Source organism: Streptococcus ratti FA-1 = DSM 20564 (assembly GCF_000286075.1).
Classification (GTDB): Bacteria; Bacillota; Bacilli; order Lactobacillales; family Streptococcaceae; genus Streptococcus; species Streptococcus ratti.
In genome coordinates, this window is sequence record NZ_AJTZ01000005.1 from 884,773 (window position 1) to 902,618 (window position 17,846).

Here is a 17,846-nt window from a genome sequence, read left to right on the forward strand (position 1 = left end):
TACCATCAGAATGGTAATTTTACACATTATTATATCACAGCTGTCTGGAAAAGTCAGACAATTTTCCTATTCTTTATCAGCCCTTAACGAATGTAAAGTGCATTTAAAATAAGAAAAAATAAATCCTTGACAAGACCAGCTTTTCGCAGAAATTTGCTGTGTTTTTCTTTGTTAAGGCGTCACCCTTCCCCTAAAAAATTAGCTGCTGCCCGATCGATCTTTGTCTTGTAATCTGCTTCACTGACCATGTAAAAATCCACAGCCATGCGGTTTTTAAACCAAGTCAGCTGACGCTTGGCAAAACGGCGGGTATTCTGTTTGATTTTAGCAACCGCTGCTTCCAAACTTACCTCTCCTGCAAAATAGGCAAAAAGTTCCTTGTAACCAATGCCGCGGCTGGCTTGTGACTTAGGGTAGTTTTCATAAAGCCATCTTGCCTCATCTAACAGGCCTTGAGCCATCATCTGGTCAACACGCTGGTTAATCCGCTCATACAGCCTTTGGCGCTCATCATTTAGACCAATCACTAAAAAATCGTAAGGTTTCTCATGATTGCGGGCTCCCTGACTGAATCTGTGAAGTTCCAGCGCCCGGGTGGCCCGGCGGCGGTTTACCTCTGGCAATTTAATCTCATAAGTCTTCAGCAAATCCAAAAGCTCCTGATCCGACAGCTCCTCTAACTCTTTGCGGTAATGTAAAACTTCCTCTTGATTGACCTCACCGCCCAGATGATAACCTTCTAAGAGACTCTGCAAATACAGTCCAGTCCCTCCGACAATGATAGGCAGCTGTCTGCGCTCCCTAATCGCTTCAACAGCACTCGCTGCTTCCTGAACAAAATCAAAAGCTGAATAACTGTCATTGACATCGCGTACATCCAGCAGATGGTGAGGGACCGCTGCCTGTTCAGCTGCGCTTGCTTTGGCCGTTCCGATATCCAGCTTGCGGTAGACCTGCTGACTGTCTCCGCTGATGATTTCTCCTCCATATTTTTGAGCCAGCTCTATACCCAAAGCTGTCTTACCGACTGCCGTCGGACCTAAGACCACAAGTATTTTTTCTTTCATACACTTTTTCCTTGAAAAAAACAATAATTTTTAAGATAATAATACTATTATAACATATAAAAGGAGTCTTATTTATGGCTAAAAAACACGCATTTGCTAGAGGTCTTGCGACAGGTGTCATCGGTACTGCTGCAACAGTTGCCGGAGCTGTCTTTGCTGTTAAGAAAACAATTATCGATCCGGAAGAAAAGAAAGCTGCCTTTATTGAAGAAAATCGTAAGAAAGCTGCACGCCGCCGCGTTACTCGATAAAAACAAGAAAAAATCGTCCTCAGGGGCGTTTTTTTCTTAGAATAAATAGTATTAAGATAATGAAGGAGAACGGACTTTGACTAAATTAAATGCGGTTAATCTAGGTGAACTTTATAGAGAACTTAGGCTGGCTAGAGGTCTAAAAATGAAAGATGTTGTTAATCACAATTTATCACAGCCTCAATTATCTAAATTTGAAAATGGTCAAACAATGCTCTCCGCAGATAAATTACTGATTGCAATCTCTGCCATCCACATGAGTTTTTCTGAATTTGAGCATGCTTATCATCACTATGAAGACAGTCCATTTTTTAAACAGGCTAAACTCATTTCTGAATATCATGCCAATAAAGATATTAGCAGTTTGGAAAGTCTTTTAAAAAATGATAATTCTGAAACATATGATACCTATAAGCAACTTAATAGACTGGTTATCCACTGCGCAATACACACTCTAAAACCAGAGCATACCATTTCAGATAAGGACAAAGAATTCATCGCCACCTACCTCTATAGCATTGAAGAGTGGACGGAATATGAATTGTATATTTTTGGAAATACCTTACAGATATTATCCAATAGTGACCTCATTTTTCTTGGAAAAGCTTTCACCGAGAGAGACTCCTTGTATTTGTCAATTCCAAATAGTAAACATCGAACACAACTCGTTCTTCTAAATATTATCTTTGTGCTATTGGAAAGAGAGCAAGGATATTACGCTGATTACTTCATGAAGCATCTTGAAAAGATCCTAAACTATCAAGATATGTTTGCAAAGACTGTCCTTATTTTTCTGAAAAAAGTGCTCAATTATCAAGAAGGACAAACCACGGATAGCATAACTATAGAACACTATATTCAATCTGTTAAAGAGTTAGGGCATGAGGAAGTTGCAGAATTTCTCCAAGATAGTTTAAACAGTCTCATACAAGATTGACAAAACTTTGACAATTAAGAGTGCTTTTTTACTAGGACTAAACTCATTACGATTAATAATAAAGCATAAGCAATAAAACCTAGATAAGCAAGGGAACTACTAACCGTTGTCAACATCGGAAATATCAGGCTTGTCATAGGTGGCACTATTACCAAGAGAGCATTAATACTGGTAATAATTCCGCCGATTCTGTCTATGGGATAACGGTTGACCACTTCTGCTGAGAATCTTGGGGAAACAATCCCTAAGAGCAGAGCGAGGCAGCCATTCGCTGCGAAAATCATCCAAAGGTTACTGAAGACAAAACCTAGTCCTACTAAGAGAATCATCAAATCAGACCAAAGGTTAATATAAAAGATTGAATGGTTCTTAAATACCTTTGTGGTCAAGCTATTTCCGATAATCATAAATACAGTAATCATCCCTGATAAGAGTGCAATTTTTACAGGGTTGCTTAAAGTAACTAATTCATTATTCTCCCTAATAAACAAGGCAAATAATGGCGTCAAGCCTCCAAAAAAACCATTTAACATAGCTAGCTGAACTAGATTAACCAACAAAATACGGTCAGTAAGGAAAGATTTTAAATTCTCTCTAACAACCAAAATAGTATTCCCGTGCTCAAATGGTTTTATCTTAGCTTCTTGATTTTTAAGAGCAGGCTTAATGATGGCGTAAAGTATTGCAACGCTCAGAAAAATAAATGCATTTATCATTGCAAGAGAACTTTCTGTATACATCGTTAACAGAGATGCTCCAAGAAGGGTTGCTAAAACAGTGACCAATTGTGTTCCTAAGCTGACAAGTCCTTGCGCTTCTTCCATGTCTTCTGGCTTTATTAAAGTCTTGGTAAAAGGTGAAAAAAGCGCTGCCGCGTAATTCCCACTAATATCCGATAACAGATTTAAAAAGGAAGCAAAGACAACCAAAGGCAATGTTAGTTGGTATCTCAATAGAAGTCCAATACCAATATACATACCTGTTCGGAAAAGCGAGCTGCTTACTAAATGGTTTAGCTTTTGCTTTTGCCTATCAGCCATCACTCCTAAGAATAAACTAATCAATATAGGAAGTGTTTCTGAAGCGGACACAATCATTAGAGCAAAGCTGCTATTCGGTAATGAACTTGCTATAGTCAGCATTGCTGTATAAAACAACCTATCTCCAATCTTTGATACTAAATTAATTCCTGTTAATTGTGCAAACAGTCTATTCTTCTTTAAGAACTTTAACATATAGGATTCTCCGCAATTAAGCTATCGATTTGATAACAAGACTTTGTTCTCATAATCCCACTCCTTTAAATAAGTCTGCTTTAGTAAGTAGCTAGTCTAATTCCTTTAGTGAGTACAGTGATTTGCTCTAATTTCACATTTATCACCCCAGGCTCTTACTTGCATACTATCACAAAAAAAGGGCTAAGGAGCTTATATTCAAATATGAATTTATTTTATTTTTGGTTTTCATCTTTGAAGAGATAAATGTTGGAGACCTATACAAAAAATCGCTAGCTTATTCAAAATAATCAATCCTTCAACCTAAAATATACTGAACTAAGCCATTTTATTCTTTTATAGCATTGTTTGCTGATGCTTCCAATCTCTCACCGTTTTCTAGTAACTGAACAAACCGTCTTTTGATTTTTTCTTGACTATTGCCTATCAATGTGGGAAAATATTTTTATTAAATGAAAGGGGTTACAATATGATTATTGGTGTACCTAAGGAAATCAAGAACAATGAAAACCGAGTGGGGCTGACACCAGCCGGTGTGCTCACACTCAAACAGGCTGGTCACGAAGTCTGGGTCGAAAAGGATGCGGGCCTTGGATCCGGCTTTAGCGATACTGAATATGAAGAACAGGGAGCTCTTATCAAATCTACAGCCCAGGAAGCTTGGGCTGCTGACATGGTCATCAAGGTTAAAGAACCTTTAGAAAGTGAATACCAGTTTTTCCGCCCAGGCCTCTTGCTTTTCACTTACTTGCACTTAGCACCAGCACCAGAACTAACGCAGGCTCTGATCGATGGGGATGTGATTGCAATTGGCTACGAAACCGTTGTTGACCATGGTACGCTTCCGCTGCTCAATCCTATGAGTGAAGTAGCAGGACGCATGGCAACTCAGCTCGGTGCTCAGTTCCTCACTAAAATTGAAGGCGGCGCTGGCATTCTTCTCGGCGGTGTTCCCGGTGTTAAAAAAGGACATGTTGTCATTATCGGCGGAGGCAATGTCGGTGTTAATGCCGCACAGATGGCTGTCGGACTCGGTGCTAAAGTCACTATTGTGGACATCAATCCAACACGTTTAGCAGAATTAGATGCTCAGTTTGATGGAAAAGTACAGACACTCATGTCAAATCCGCTTAATATTGCTCAAGCCGTCAAAGATGCTGACCTTGTTATCGGGGCAGTGCTCATCCCTGGTGCACGCGCTCCAAAACTGGTTACCAAAGAAATGATTGCTCAAATGCGACCAGGATCAGTTGTTATTGATGTTGCTGTTGACCAAGGCGGTATCATTGAAACAGCTGACCGTGTAACTACTCACGATACACCAACCTACCTTGTTGACGGTGTCCTTCACTATGCCGTTGCCAACATGCCTGGAGCCGTCGCCCGCACCTCTACTCTCGCTCTTACAAACGCAACCTTACCTTATGCTCTTGAATTAGCCAACAAAGGCGCGGATAAAGCCCTCGCAGAAAGTTCGGCCCTGCGCACCGGACTAAATATCTACCGCGGTAAAGTCACTAACAAAGCTGTAGCTGACTCACTCGGTTTAAAATACAGCGATTTATAATTCAAAAACCACGAACCTTCTCACTAGTTCTAAAGGCCTGGGAAGGTTCGTGGTTTTTTGAGTGTTTGCGAACTTCTATTTTTGACTTTATAACTGTCAGCCTTAATTTCCTAAGGCCATTCGAAAAGAGAATACTTCAAGAGGCTGGACAAACTCAGATTACTTTTTTTGCTGTTGTCAGTGCCTTTAAAAATCAGTAAGTTCTGTGGCAAAAACGGCAGGCATTTGGGTGTTTAAGAGATGGCCGCCTTTTTTTATGATAGCAAGTTTGGCATTGGGAATCAGCTCTGCCATTTCTTTGGCAGGCAAAAGATTAGGCTTATCCTTTTGTCCGCAGAGAATCAAGGTTGGTAGCTGAATACATTTGAGCCTTTCGCTTAAATCAAGATTGGACATAGACTTTAAAAAAGTAAGGAGAGGTCTCTTAGCGACTCCCCGCTTTTTAAAAACCGACTGAGGCAAAAGCTGAAAGACAAATAGCTGCAGTTTGTAGAGAAAATTTCCTTTCAAACGGTATTGCGCACCAGAGATGATCAGACCTTTGAGATGCACAAAGTGGTACTGACTCAGTGCCAGAGCCAGCACACCGCCCAAGGACAGACCGATTAAAATAAAATCTTCTTCTATCTCTTGGAGACTGCCAGCAACCTGCTCTGTCAAAGTCTCAAAATTTTCAGACATTTTTCCATCTACAAATAAATCTAAAGTCAAGCAATGCTGATGAGGCAGGGCTGCTATCACATCATCCCAAGCCGTCTTGTCCTGTCCCAAGCCGTGCAAAAAAATTAATCTCATACCTCATGCTCCTTCGGCCACATCTATCCAGTATCGTTTCATCAGATCCCCTGTCGATTCGTCCAGACGGCTATCTTCGTAAACACCTCCGTTTGCTAGAATGGTGCGTTCAGAACCAATATTCCAGTCTGCGCAGGTCACCAGAACCTTGTCGATTCCTAATTTTTGGGCTTCACTCAGAGCTAAATGCAACTGCACTTTGGCATAGCCTTTCTGCCGCTCATCAGGACGAATGGAGTAGCCAATGTGACCTGAAACATTAAGCAACTCTAGACTATTGAGATGATGTCTGATATTGCAAATACCAACCATCCGTTTATCAGACTGACGGATACAGAGAAAAGCTGTTGCCGTCCAGCCTTCTTCTGCTGGTTTATCCATTTCCAGTTTTTCTAAGTAGGCTAGCCAATCAGACACCTTATCAAATTGATAAAGACCGGCCCCGCCGTGCATGTGCTCATCTTTAAAAGCATCCTTGTAAGCTAATAATTCCTCCTCCCAGTCAAGACTGGGGCGGACTAAGATTAAGTTTTCGGTCATTAGGTTCGCTCGCTTTCGTTTAGGGGGGTGAGTGTTCAGATGTGATTTGGAATCCCAATACCAAACTCTCTGCCAATATTTTCTCAATCACCTGAGGATTATCAGTTGTTTGATGGTCATTTTTCTCTCCTAAATTATCTCCCCTTTTTCAATCCCATACTCCTCCAGAATTTGCTGGATGCGGTCGAATTGGAGGCGGAAGTGCTCGAGTTTGTGGCCGTCGGAGCCGATGGAATACTTGTGGCAGCCTAAGTCTTTGACTAGACCGAGCGCATAGCGGTAGAGGTGCTCGTGACCATAGAGGTACATGGACTTGCTGTTGAGTTCAAAGGCTAGGTTATGGTCGATCATCTTTTGGAAAATGCGGCGAAGCTGGGCTTCGTATACCTTTAATTCCTCCACAGTGACATCAAAGAGTCTGAAACCATAGTCAAAATGGGCCAAAACATCCGCCTCCACGCGCCCGATGGCATATTCCAGCTTGTCTAGGTATTCTTGGATAATGGCATTCTTGTCCATATCCGCCACTTCTTCATCCAGGTAATCATTGACCCCATTGTGATGGACGGAAAGCAGCTTCAAATCATAGTCCTTGTCGGCCAAAAAGCTGAGAATATCTGCTTCTCGCGGCTGGTAATAGCCAATTTCAATCCCGCGCTTGATGCGGTTGCCATACTGGGCATTGAGCGCAGCGATTTCTTCCGAATAAGCCTCATAATCAGGGACATCGTCCTGCTTGCTATAGGGGTTGGACAGATCGTAGTGCTCTGTCGTGACGATGTCACCATCATAATGAGTCAGATAGTCCTCAAAGCTGGCATCAGAATCGTAGGAAAAATGGGTGTGTAGATGGTTGTCGCGCATAGAAAATCTCCTAATATTCTTTAAAAATCAAAACGGTACCTTGCTAATTTATTCTGCCGTACTTTGGTGATATCAGTTAGGCTTGCTTCATTTCCTAGCTCATCACCTTTCTTCTATTTTACCAAAAAGGAGAGGGAAGAGAAAACTTCTTTTTCTGTTGAAGAGACTTATATTGGCAAAAAAGAGATATAGTTTTAAACTATACCTCTTTCTCTAAATTAACTATTTTTCAAAAAGGCTCAGCTCCTGTACAATAAAAGGCAAGAAATCTAGAAAGAGGCATGTATATGGCACAATCAAAATTCCAACTCGTCGGCTCCCTGCTTCGTCCGGCTGACCTTCTTGACTATAAGAATAAAATCGAACACCGCGATGATATTCAATATCCCTTTTATGACAGCTTCCCTGGCTATCTTGAGACAGAAACGGCAGATATTAAAAAAGTCATTGCCGATGAAAAGGCCAATGGCATTGATATTCTGACAGACGGTGAATATTCTAAATCAATGTGGCATTTAGACTTTGTTTGGGGACTGAAAGGCATTGAACGCTATATTGCAGACCATGGTTACACCTTCCAAGACCATGACGGCGGGCATTTTGAAACCCGCAAAGATATCGGTATTCGTATCACTGAGCCGCTTTCAGGCAAAAACCATCATTTCTTGGACATCTACAAACTGCTCAAGGAAGAGGCTGGCGATACGCAAACCAAATTAACGATTTGGGGCCCTGCTCACGCTTATACCGAACTGGCCATCTTTGATGGACTTGCCGGTCCCGATCAAGTTTACAAAACCAATGACGAATTAAAGGCCGGCCTCATCAAGGCTTACAAGGAATTCTTGGATGAGTACAAGGCAGCTGGCGGTGAAATCATTCAATTTGACGACTGTCTCTGGGAACTCTTTGACGAATCCAACCCCGCTTCCTTTTTTGCAGAAGGCAATGCCAGCCTGGCCGATCTTGCCGATGAATTTATTGCTATTAACAACGAAGTGGCAGACTACGGTCACCAATTAGGGCTTAAGGTCTGGACGCACAACTGTCGCGGCAACTACGAAAGCCGCTCAGCTTCAGGCGGAACTTACGAAGCCATTGCCGAAAAGTTCCTGCGTGATCAGCACTACGACCGCTTTTTCTTAGAATGGGACAGCGATGTATCAGGTGATTTAAAGGCTCTTGCTTCCCTTAAAGATAAAGAGGCCGAAGTGGTTCTCGGACTGCTTTCCAGTAAGACAACCGATCTTGATGATGAAGAACGCGTTCTGAAGTTATTGGAGCAAGCCAGCACCATTCTTCCGAAAGAACGTCTGCTGCTGTCACATCAATGCGGCTTTGCTTCCTGTGATTCCGGCAATGAACTGGCTATTCCTCAGCAATGGGCCAAAATCAAACAAGGTCAAGAAATCGCTGAGAAGTTTTGGGGGTAAAGCAAACAGCTGTTAATTTTCTGTCCTTCTTGCACTGCGCTGGGTGCTCCTTGCGGTTGGTTCAGCTCATTTTTAAGACCGAATCCTTACAGCTCAGCGGCCTGCGGATGCCTCTAGCTTTGCATGTCTGATGCGCAGGCCGTCTGCTGTATTAAAAATCCATTTGGAGATTCCTAACTCCAAATGGATTTTTAGCATGCTCTGAAAAATTCCCCTGCAGCAAAGGAAAAACCAGCTACTGGCTAATAGTCGCTGCTTTAGCTGATTTTTGAATTAGAAGCTGCGGTTCAGCATTTTGCCGAATTTATAAAACGGTGATGTCAAAATATTTGCGATCAGTCTGCCCGGGAGCCAGCAGGCTGACACCGCGCTTTTCTTCCACATAATCAGATTCATCCAAAGACGTTGACAGGCCGCTCCAAGGTTCCAAGGCTATAAAAGGGCTTTTAGTGACTGTTGACCAAAGAATAAGGTAGGGAAAATCTGCAAAATCCAGACGCAGACCCCCATCCTGATTTCGAGAACGCAGGGTGACACTTCTTGACTGCAACTGATCTAAAGTAATGGCATTATGCTCGAATAAAGAATAATCTAAGTCAAGGAATTTCTGCTCTTCCAAGAAAGGGCTTCTGTCTCCTAAATCAAGCAGTCCTGTTTCAGGGAAGGACCTTGGCACCGTGCAGGTCTCTTCTTTTTCAAATTCAAGATAGTAGTCTTCATAGCGATCCCCTTCAAACAAAGGACAGTTAAAACCGGGATGCCCTCCGATAAAATAAGGCATTGTCCTTTCCTTTTCATTATTGCTTACCTGATACTCTGTGCGGATGGTTGACCCTTTTAAAGTGTAGATAATCTTTAATTCAAAGCGATAGGGATACTGCGTCAGCATTTCCTCGTCCGGCTCAATGGTAAAAGCAAGACTGTTTTCACTCAGCTGTTCAAAGGCAAACTGTTTCTTTCGCACCAGCCCATGTCTGGGAATGCGGCCGTAAAAATGCGGATGCTCTTTAATATTGTAAATTCCCCAGTCATTTCTCAAGCTGCCGCAAATGGGGAAAAGAACCGGTGCTTGGGAACTCCAGTATTCAGGATTTCCCTGCCATAGATACTCTATGCCGTTTTGATCTTTGACAGAAGACAGGGCACCGCCGAATTCTTTAAACTGAACCCTAAGTTTTTCGTTTTTTAGTTCGATTGTCATGTTTATCCTCCCTGTTGAGACTTGAAAATAAAGCAAGAGCGCAGCCAAAGACTGCAACTCTTGCCCATAAAGTCCTTTCAAAAAATACAAACGTTTTATTTTGACTGATTTAGCAGCTTATGTGTTAAATAATGGAGTATTGTTGAATGCCAGCAGACAAGAAAGTATTGCTAAATCATCAGTCAATAGTATGCGTTTCAGCCAATTTTTTATACCAGTAGGCACTCTTTTTAGGGTAGCGCTCCTGCGTATCAAAATCAACATAGAAGAGACCATAGCGCTTTTCATAGCCATTTGACCATGAGAAGACATCCATAAGTGACCAGATAAAGTAACCTTTGACATTGGCACCGTCAGCGATAGCATCGGAAATGACTTCCAAGTGTTTCTTCACGTAATCAATGCGGCCGTCATCATAAACAGTATTGTCTACAAATTCATCTTTATAGCCCAGACCATTTTCGGTGATATAAATTTTCTTGTAGTTTGGATAATCTTTCTTCACGCGCATAATTTGGTCATAGAGACCTTGCGGATAGATAATCCAGTCCCAATCCGTTTTTGGTACATCAACCGGCGCTTCTCTGCGGCCAACACCCTTAATCTGGTACTTAGAACTTCCCTTTTCGCCCTTACCATTATGAATGATCTCTGTTTCGCCATCGAAAGCCTGCATCCAGTCACTCATATAGTAATTGATTCCCAAGAAGTCATTCAAATCCTTTGCTGCTTCAAGTGCTGCAAAGTCCTCATCACGAAGGTCAAGCTCCCCGCCATTCAGAGCAAGGATATGGTTAACGCCTTCCATGGTTTTTTCTGAATACCTGCCAAGATAGGTGGCATCAAGAATAAACTTGTTATGGATAATATCTTCCAGCTCTGCTGCACGCACATCGGCCGAATTAGACGGATCGTAAGGATATTTAGTTGGCAGGGCATGTACGACACCGATTTCACCGGAGTAGCCCCCGTCTTTGAAAAGTTTAACCGCACGGGCATGGGAAACCATCATATTGTGATGGGATTGGAAAACTTTGGCCAAGTCATACTTAATACCCGGCGGGAACTTTCCTACCAGATACTGACCATCGCCGATCGGACCGATTTCATTGAAGGTTGTCCAATAGTTGACTTCTGGAAATTCCTTGAAACAGAACTCAGCATAATCAACAAAGTGGTCTATATTGTCGCGGTTAAGAAAGTCGCCTTTAGAATGCAGAGCTTCCGGAGTATCAAAGTGGTGCAGGGTCACAAAGGGTTCAACATGGCGCTTGTGGCATTCTGCAAACAGTTTGTGATAGAATGCAACCCCTTTAGGATTGACTTGGCCAAAGCCTGTCGGAAAAATCCGCGACCAGGCGATGGAAATTCGGATACCGTTGACACCAAATTCTTCAGCCAATTTTAAATCAACAGGGTATTTATGATAAAAATCGCTGGCAGGCTCTGCTGTGTACCAATAATTATCTTCCAGATACTTGTCCCAGGCAACCGGACCCTTGCCCTCTCCTTTGGTGACACCTTCTGCCTGATAGGCAGCCGTCGCACCGCCGAAGATAAAATCTTTAGGTAATGTTTTAGTCATCTTGTGACCTCTCAATCTTTAAATTGCTCTTCAACAAAAGCCAGAGCTCCCTGACCGTCACGGGTCAGCTGAATATATTGGGCTCCTTCAGTCCTAGCCAATTTAATATCAAGCTTGTCTGTTTCTGCTTTCATATCTTCATAGTTAGATGCCACTTGCGGTGCCAGAATAACTAATTGATACTGCGGCAGAATTTCGCGGTGGGCACCATAGCTGCCGGCAGCTGCCTTGACAGGTGCTCCGTATTCGGCAGCTGCCTTATTGAGTGCATTGGCCAAGAGACCGCTGGTTCCGCCGCCGGCACAGAGAACCAGAACATTTGTCTGCTCAGTGATGGCACTGTCAGCTGTTTCGGCAGTGCCTGCTTTTCCAAGAATAGCATCTGCTTTTTTAGTATCAAAGTTGGCGGCAACTTTTTCTTTAAGAGAATCCGCTGCGCTCTTACCCTCTGCTTCTTCGGCTAAGATTTGTTCATCATAGACTTTAACAAAAGGATAGTAAATGGCAACATCAATCACAATCAAGAGAGCTGCAAGGACAAAGGCTAATACACCGAAACCTGTCCCCATGATAATTCCCAACGGTCCGGGAGTTGTCCAAGGAAGATTGACACTGAAACTATTCATTCCCAAGGTATCTACAAAGAATTTGAAAACCCAAACATTAACAATTGGTGCTAGGATAAAAGGAATGAAGAAAACAGGGTTCAAAACAATGGGTGCTCCAAATAAGATTGGTTCGTTAACACCAAAGAAAGTTGGTACAACAGAAGCACGGCCGATAGCCTTGTTGCGTTTTGACTTAGTCAGCCACATGAACATGAAAGGAACAACCAAGGTCGCACCTGTCCCGCCCATGGTAACGATAAACATTTGAGTTCCTGAAGTAATGACCTTATCCGCATGCTGACCTGCTTGCAGCAGCTGATAGTTGGTTTCAACATTAGCATAGGTAATGGCTGCGATAGCCGGCTCCACGATAGAAGGACCGTGAATACCAACAAACCAAAACAGTGCATAGGCTCCAAAGATAATGGTGATTCCAAGATAGCCGTCAGCTGCCGAGAACAGGGGTGCTAAGAGAGTTCCGATTGATTCAGCGACATTAACGCCAAGAACCGCTTTGATTCCCAACTGGATAGCATAAAGAATAACGATTGAGAAAGCAAAGGGGAAGATATCCTTGAATACTTGAGAAATATTTGGCGGAACTTCCTCAGGCATGCGAATGGTCACATTATTTTTGACGCAGACCTTGTAAACATTAACAGTGATAAAAGCTGCAATGAAGGCTGTCAAGAGACCTTTGGTTCCCATGAAGGCGCTTAGGAAGCCGCCTTCTTTAGCTGGGTCGGCTGCCATGATTAAGAATCCAGCCATTGATGCCAGCATTGTTGAGATAAAGTTAATCTGATTGGTATCATCTAATTGGCGATTCATTGAATCGGTCAAAGACTTAGCCGTTGTACCGGCAACCAGAAAACCGATAATCCCCATCGTATAGTTATACGGTGTCATCAAGCCGTTTTCGATATTTTTCGGCCAAGAAAAGCCGAAGATATTAGGCACGTAAGCAATCAGAAGAAAGAGACTGGAAAACAGGATAACAGGCATCGCTGAAATGAAACCGTCACGAATAGCGCGAAGATAAATATTGCGAGATACCTTTTCAAAGAAGGGTTTTCCTTTCTCAATCTGGGCAATTAATGCATTCATATTTAGCTACCTCTCTTATATAGTTCAATCAAGTGCTTCATCAAATCTTTCAGCAAGATAGTGGTCATCAAATGATCCTGACCATGCATCAATGTAACACTCAGCTCAATCGCATCTCCCTGTGCCTCTTTTGTCAAAAGACTAGTCTGCGCTTTATGAGCATCAGTGATACAGTCCTCAGCTGCTGAAACAAGCTCATCAGCCTTAGCGAAATCGCCGGCTTGGGCTGCATTCAGGGCTTCAAGCAGCTTTGAGCGTGCATCGCCGGCATAGGCTACAATCTCAAACCCTAATAGGGTACTTTCTTCTCTATTCATAATTTTTCCTCCTGTCATTATTTAATTTGACATCACAGCAAACGTTGAATATGTAAAGCTATATAAAGTCTTTCACTTTGGTAAACATTTATTCCGGTTTCATTCGCGATAATAGTATAAATCTCATTGCCGATTTTATAGGCTTCCGGATAAGTCTTCTTAATCTGTTTTTCCATGTCCAAAAGGGACCTGTTATCATCTTTACTTCTATCTAAATACTCAATGAAAAAAGTTAAATGAATCATCAGGCGATCATAAAAATTAGCATTGTACGTGTTTCTCTTAATATTATGCTGCTCCAAAATTTTTTGGACTTTTTCTAAAATATTTTTAGCAGCACCTGTCTGTGAGGTTTTCACTTTGATATCAACACTCTTAGCATTAATAAAATGCAGAGCAATTCTCTCCACTTCATCATCTGGGAAATCAGCTGATAATTTTTGTCGGAAAATTTCCAAAGCTTCGGAAGCCATGGCATATTCCTGACTATAGTCTTGTGAAATCCGAGGTAGCTTGCTCTCTTGATAAGAACCATCAAGAATCGCTTTGTAAGAAAAATAAATATGATCAGTCAAGGTAACATATAAGTATTCTTGAACAGGGTAACTATATTTGGCTGATAAGCTATCAATAACATCGTAAGTTACTGTGATAAAGTCAAGCGGCACATCCTTTAAAAGAGTTAAAAAGTTCTTTTTCGATTCTGAATTTTTTAAAGAAAAAACTTTTTCAATTTTATTAGTGACAATTAAGTCACCTTTACTTTTATTAAAAGTAAGTCCTAACCCCATCACAACAGCTTGCTCTCCATATTCATCTTTAACAAGAGCTACATTATTATTTAAGGCTTGTACAATCCTATACATGTGCTTTTTCCTCCTTTCTATTCCAAACAAAAAAGACCACAAACAAACCAAAGAGATTTATCGCTCCCTTGACCCATTTGTAGTCTCGCCTAATTCGATTAGTTACGATCTACTCTATTCTATTATGCATTTATACTAACATAAATAAGGAAAAATGTAAACCCTTACTTTTCATGGAATTTTCGCTTAGTTTTCATTATCAAGGTTATTATACTCAATTCTTAAACTAATCTTTTGCTTCCTTATAAACCTTATTGCGTTTTTTCATCTGACCGACATACCAGAAGAACAGTAAGGTATAGACAGCTAAGGCAAGCAGGGCATATAGAAGAAATGTCATATCACCTTCAGAGGCTTTCCCTACGAAGTAAGCTAAGAACTTTTCTACCGGCCCTTCCATAGTTGTGTGTGAAATCATTGTTGAAGAACTCAGTCCTTTTGGAAAGGCACCAACTTTTTTCGCCGTCTCTGTAATAAACGGAGCAATCAAAGTACCAGACCACAGAAACAAAGGCAGCTCAATCGCACCGATAACAATCATGCGGATCAATTTACCACGGGTAACAACAAGCAAAGCCGGTGTAACCCCCATAGCAATAATTCCGGCCAGAGGCAAAAGTTTGTTGCCCGGAAGGATCATCGCTTCTAAGAGCATGATAGGGGCTAAAACATTAGCTGCTGCCCAAATTTCAGCACGCCCGGCCAAGAATGGCCAGTCCAACCCAATATTTAAGGTACGGCCTTTAAGTTTTGATGAAGCAAAGTCGGTAATGCCCTGAGACAAAGGCTCAACCGCCGCAATAAACCAAGAACCGATTAAAGAGAAGAGCTCCAAGCAGACTGCTGCTGTGAAAGCTAAAGTCAGTATATCAACAGGCTTTTGTCCTGCTAAGAGTCCCACAAAAATCCCTAAATAGATACCAATAGCAAATTTTGAACCCCAAAATCCGATTTTAGCATTTAATTTTGCGGCATCAAAATCATATTTATCCAGCCATGGAAACAGCTTGTCAAACAGCTTATCAAATACCATAATAATAGGATTCATCATGTAGTTCATATGAGTAGTTGTCATAGGATTTTCATCCCCGGTATTTAATAAGTCATTAAACGTTGGTTTCATCACGTCTGAGTTGATAATCTTTAAGATACCAATAAAGATAATTAAAACTGTCGCAATAATGAGATTGGCACCGCTGTAAATCGCAAACAATCCGACAATAGAGAGATGCCAAATATCAAAAATATCAACATCCAAGGTATTTGTTTTATTTAAAACCAACATGATGATATTGACAATCAGCATAACCAACAGAAAATAAAGTGTGTAGGGCGACCCCCAAGTAATGGTAGCCAAGGGTGCCCAGCCTACATCGGTGATATTCAGATGAAGGCCTGTCCTAGCCACAAAATCTGCCATTGCTCCTGAAAAAGCTGTCGATAAAATATTGATGATTGCACTGATACCTGTCAGAGCAATTCCCAGTTTAATGCCCCCTTCCAGTGCCTTAGAAAATTTAACTTTAAAACAGAGTGCAATGACCGTCAGCACAATCGTCATTAAAGGCGCGGCCCCTAAATCAATAATCGGCTGAAATACCTTATTTGCAAGATCAATAATTACATTCATCTTTTACTCCTCTCACTAAAGGCTATTTGTTTAAGCCTTTAATGACCTCTTCCATTTTTTGATAAACAGGTTCGGCCATGGCTGGGATACGGTATAAAATAGCACCGGCATCAACAACTGGAATTTTAACGTCAAATCCTAAATCCGTTTTAGAAATTTGAGCAAAAATATCATAATGAGACAGCATTTCCTCATTGATATCTTTAATCATCACAGCATCACATGATACTTGGTAGCCTCGTTTGGTTAATTCAGATTCCAAAGCGCTTTTAATTTGGTGACTAGAATTAACACCTGCCCCACAGGCAGCTAAAATTTTAATCATTTGTTTTCTCCTTAAAATTGTTGTTTCAAAAAGTCATAAATTTTTTGAGGATCATTCAAGTTAAAAAAGTCAATTAACTCATTAGAATCCTGTCGATTGATGAAATCCATAACGTTTTGCAGCAAACCTGCCTGTTCTTTCTCATCATTATTTAAAATCATAAAGAGAAAAGAAACGTCAACATCTTCATCAGGAAGTATCATGTTCTTGAACATAACAGGATGCTTTAATTTGACTGGTACGATACGGGTATCTTTAACAAATTCACTTTCTGTGTGAGGGATCGCTATATTAGGCAGCAAAGGATTAATCGGAGACAGCGGCAAAGCAGTTGGATAATTCTCTTCTCTCTCAATTAAATGATCAATATAATCCTCTGTTACCAAATCCTTGTCCAAAAGTTTTGACGCAATCTCCTTGAAAATCTCTTCTTGGTTCACCTTATCAGAAACAAACACAGTATCCTCATGAATCAGTGAAGTCATTGTAACTATGCCTCCTTAACTTAAGAATAAAAGGTTTGACTTTCACCTTTTTAGACTTTTTCCTTCCAAGATGTTGCTGTCTTTTGCAGCACTTTATTGAGCTCATCAATATTTTGAAAACCTGTTGTCCGCAGCCATTGACGCGCAGCTTCTTCGCCTTGTTCAATGTAGTCTTTGACAGAACCTGCCCAAGTAGCGCGGCCGCAAAGGACACCGTTAAAGTTTGCCCCTGATTCATGAGCGAAGACGAGGGTATCTTGGAACAATTTAGCAGATACACCTGCACTCAGGTAAATATAAGGGAGGTCAGTTGCTTGGTCCTGCTGTTTGAAGAAGGCTGCTGCTTCTGCTTTGCTGTAAACCGTTTCGCCGTTGCCAAAGCCTTCAACATAGTTCATGTTAACAGGGACTTCAACTTTCAGCACATCAATATTAAAGCGCGGATTTGAAAAGACCTTCATCGCTTCGATAACCTTATGAGGTTTAACTTTTGCATACTCAGGGCTCGCTGCATCAGCAATCTTTTCATCATAAGCCAGAATTTCCAAGAAGAAAGGAATATCTTCTGCCACGCATTCAGAACCAATGCGTTCAATATAGGCTTGCTTTTGCTGATTAAGCTCGTCAGAACTGTCGACATCATAGTAAAGCAGGAATTTGACAGCATCGGCGCCTTGTTCTTTCAGGCGTTTGGCTGACCAAACATCCAAGCAGTCCGGCAAACGTTTGGTACTGGTAGTGTCATAGCCTGTTTTTTCATAGGCCAACAGCAAACCCGCATTTTTATCAAGAGCTTTTGTGGCAGGCAGGCCGTATTCTGGATCAAGCAGCATTGATGAAGCATAGGGGGTCAATTCCTGTGCTACCAGCACTTTTAATTCTTCCATCTGTGCAACGCTCGGCTCTTGCGTTTGATGCTGTGCCATCAAACGTTTCAAAGCGCCGCGCTGGTCAAAGGCAAGCGCTGAAATAATCCCGTTTTCATCGCTCAGTTTTTCCATGTATTTGCGTTTTTGTTCTGTCAGTACCATTT

18 protein-coding genes are annotated in these 17,846 nt (G+C 41.6%); 4 read left to right on the forward strand and 14 right to left on the reverse strand.

Annotated elements, in window-relative coordinates:
* Window positions 1–179: 179 nt before the first annotated feature.
* On the reverse strand, window positions 180–1,067 hold the full coding sequence (miaA, locus tag SRA_RS06225) for a tRNA (adenosine(37)-N6)-dimethylallyltransferase MiaA (RefSeq protein ID WP_003088815.1): 888 nt from the start codon (window positions 1,065–1,067) through the stop codon (window positions 180–182).
* Window positions 1,068–1,141: 74 nt separating this feature from the next.
* Between miaA and SRA_RS09985 the strand changes: the two genes are divergently transcribed.
* The gene (locus SRA_RS09985) at window positions 1,142–1,318 is read left to right on the forward strand and encodes a DUF3042 family protein (RefSeq protein ID WP_002263068.1); all 177 of its coding nucleotides are present in this window, start codon (window positions 1,142–1,144) and stop codon (window positions 1,316–1,318) included.
* A gap of 76 nt (window positions 1,319–1,394) precedes the next feature.
* Window positions 1,395–2,255 carry an Rgg/GadR/MutR family transcriptional regulator gene (locus tag SRA_RS06230; protein WP_003088839.1) on the forward strand — a complete coding sequence of 287 codons (861 nt, stop codon included), beginning with the start codon at window positions 1,395–1,397 and terminating at the stop codon, window positions 2,253–2,255.
* A 14-nt stretch (window positions 2,256–2,269) separates the two neighbouring features.
* Here the strand turns inward: SRA_RS06230 and SRA_RS06235 are convergent, their stop codons facing one another.
* Window positions 2,270–3,490 (reverse strand): MFS transporter, encoded by a 1,221-nt coding sequence (locus SRA_RS06235; protein ID WP_003088840.1) that lies wholly within the window; start codon window positions 3,488–3,490, stop codon window positions 2,270–2,272.
* 469 nt (window positions 3,491–3,959) lie between these two features.
* Here SRA_RS06235 and ald point away from each other — a divergent pair, with 469 nt between their 5' ends.
* Entirely contained in the window at window positions 3,960–5,057 is a 1,098-nt protein-coding gene (gene ald / locus SRA_RS06240) for an alanine dehydrogenase (RefSeq protein ID WP_003088841.1), read from the forward strand.
* Window positions 5,058–5,243: 186 nt separating this feature from the next.
* Here ald and SRA_RS06245 read toward each other — a convergent pair whose 3' ends face one another.
* From SRA_RS06245 to SRA_RS06255, 3 genes are all read right to left on the reverse strand, one after another.
* On the reverse strand, window positions 5,244–5,852 hold the full coding sequence (locus SRA_RS06245) for an alpha/beta fold hydrolase (protein WP_003088842.1): 609 nt from the start codon (window positions 5,850–5,852) through the stop codon (window positions 5,244–5,246).
* Between the two features lie 3 nt (window positions 5,853–5,855).
* On the reverse strand, window positions 5,856–6,392 hold the full coding sequence (locus SRA_RS06250) for a GNAT family N-acetyltransferase (protein WP_003088843.1): 537 nt from the start codon (window positions 6,390–6,392) through the stop codon (window positions 5,856–5,858).
* Between the two features lie 129 nt (window positions 6,393–6,521).
* Window positions 6,522–7,256 (reverse strand): PHP domain-containing protein, encoded by a 735-nt coding sequence (locus SRA_RS06255; protein ID WP_003088845.1) that lies wholly within the window; start codon window positions 7,254–7,256, stop codon window positions 6,522–6,524.
* Between the two features lie 287 nt (window positions 7,257–7,543).
* Between SRA_RS06255 and SRA_RS06260 the strand changes: the two genes are divergently transcribed.
* Complete coding sequence (locus SRA_RS06260; protein ID WP_003088847.1) at window positions 7,544–8,689, forward strand: cobalamin-independent methionine synthase II family protein; 1,146 nt, start codon at window positions 7,544–7,546, stop codon at window positions 8,687–8,689.
* A 304-nt stretch (window positions 8,690–8,993) separates the two neighbouring features.
* Here the strand turns inward: SRA_RS06260 and SRA_RS06265 are convergent, their stop codons facing one another.
* The 9 genes from SRA_RS06265 to lacD form a co-directional block, all read right to left on the reverse strand.
* Window positions 8,994–9,890 (reverse strand): aldose 1-epimerase family protein, encoded by an 897-nt coding sequence (locus tag SRA_RS06265; protein ID WP_003088851.1) that lies wholly within the window; start codon window positions 9,888–9,890, stop codon window positions 8,994–8,996.
* A gap of 178 nt (window positions 9,891–10,068) precedes the next feature.
* Window positions 10,069–11,475, reverse strand: coding sequence for a 6-phospho-beta-galactosidase (gene lacG / locus SRA_RS06270; protein WP_003088856.1), 1,407 nt, complete (start codon window positions 11,473–11,475; stop codon window positions 10,069–10,071).
* A gap of 11 nt (window positions 11,476–11,486) precedes the next feature.
* Window positions 11,487–13,190 carry a lactose-specific PTS transporter subunit EIIC gene (locus tag SRA_RS06275; RefSeq protein WP_003088857.1) on the reverse strand — a complete coding sequence of 568 codons (1,704 nt, stop codon included), beginning with the start codon at window positions 13,188–13,190 and terminating at the stop codon, window positions 11,487–11,489.
* 2 nt (window positions 13,191–13,192) lie between these two features.
* Complete coding sequence (lacF, locus tag SRA_RS06280) at window positions 13,193–13,507, reverse strand: PTS lactose transporter subunit IIA (protein ID WP_003088858.1); 315 nt, start codon at window positions 13,505–13,507, stop codon at window positions 13,193–13,195.
* A gap of 32 nt (window positions 13,508–13,539) precedes the next feature.
* Window positions 13,540–14,373, reverse strand: coding sequence for a PRD domain-containing protein (locus tag SRA_RS06285; protein WP_003088859.1), 834 nt, complete (start codon window positions 14,371–14,373; stop codon window positions 13,540–13,542).
* Between the two features lie 226 nt (window positions 14,374–14,599).
* Complete coding sequence (locus SRA_RS06290; protein WP_003088861.1) at window positions 14,600–16,003, reverse strand: PTS galactitol transporter subunit IIC; 1,404 nt, start codon at window positions 16,001–16,003, stop codon at window positions 14,600–14,602.
* A 22-nt stretch (window positions 16,004–16,025) separates the two neighbouring features.
* Window positions 16,026–16,328, reverse strand: a complete 303-nt coding sequence (locus tag SRA_RS06295) for a PTS sugar transporter subunit IIB (protein WP_003088862.1) — start codon at window positions 16,326–16,328, stop codon at window positions 16,026–16,028.
* Between the two features lie 11 nt (window positions 16,329–16,339).
* The gene (locus SRA_RS06300) at window positions 16,340–16,813 is read right to left on the reverse strand and encodes a PTS sugar transporter subunit IIA (protein ID WP_003088864.1); all 474 of its coding nucleotides are present in this window, start codon (window positions 16,811–16,813) and stop codon (window positions 16,340–16,342) included.
* 50 nt (window positions 16,814–16,863) lie between these two features.
* Entirely contained in the window at window positions 16,864–17,844 is a 981-nt protein-coding gene (gene lacD / locus SRA_RS06305; protein WP_003088867.1) for a tagatose-bisphosphate aldolase, read from the reverse strand.
* Window positions 17,845–17,846 lie beyond the last annotated feature (2 nt).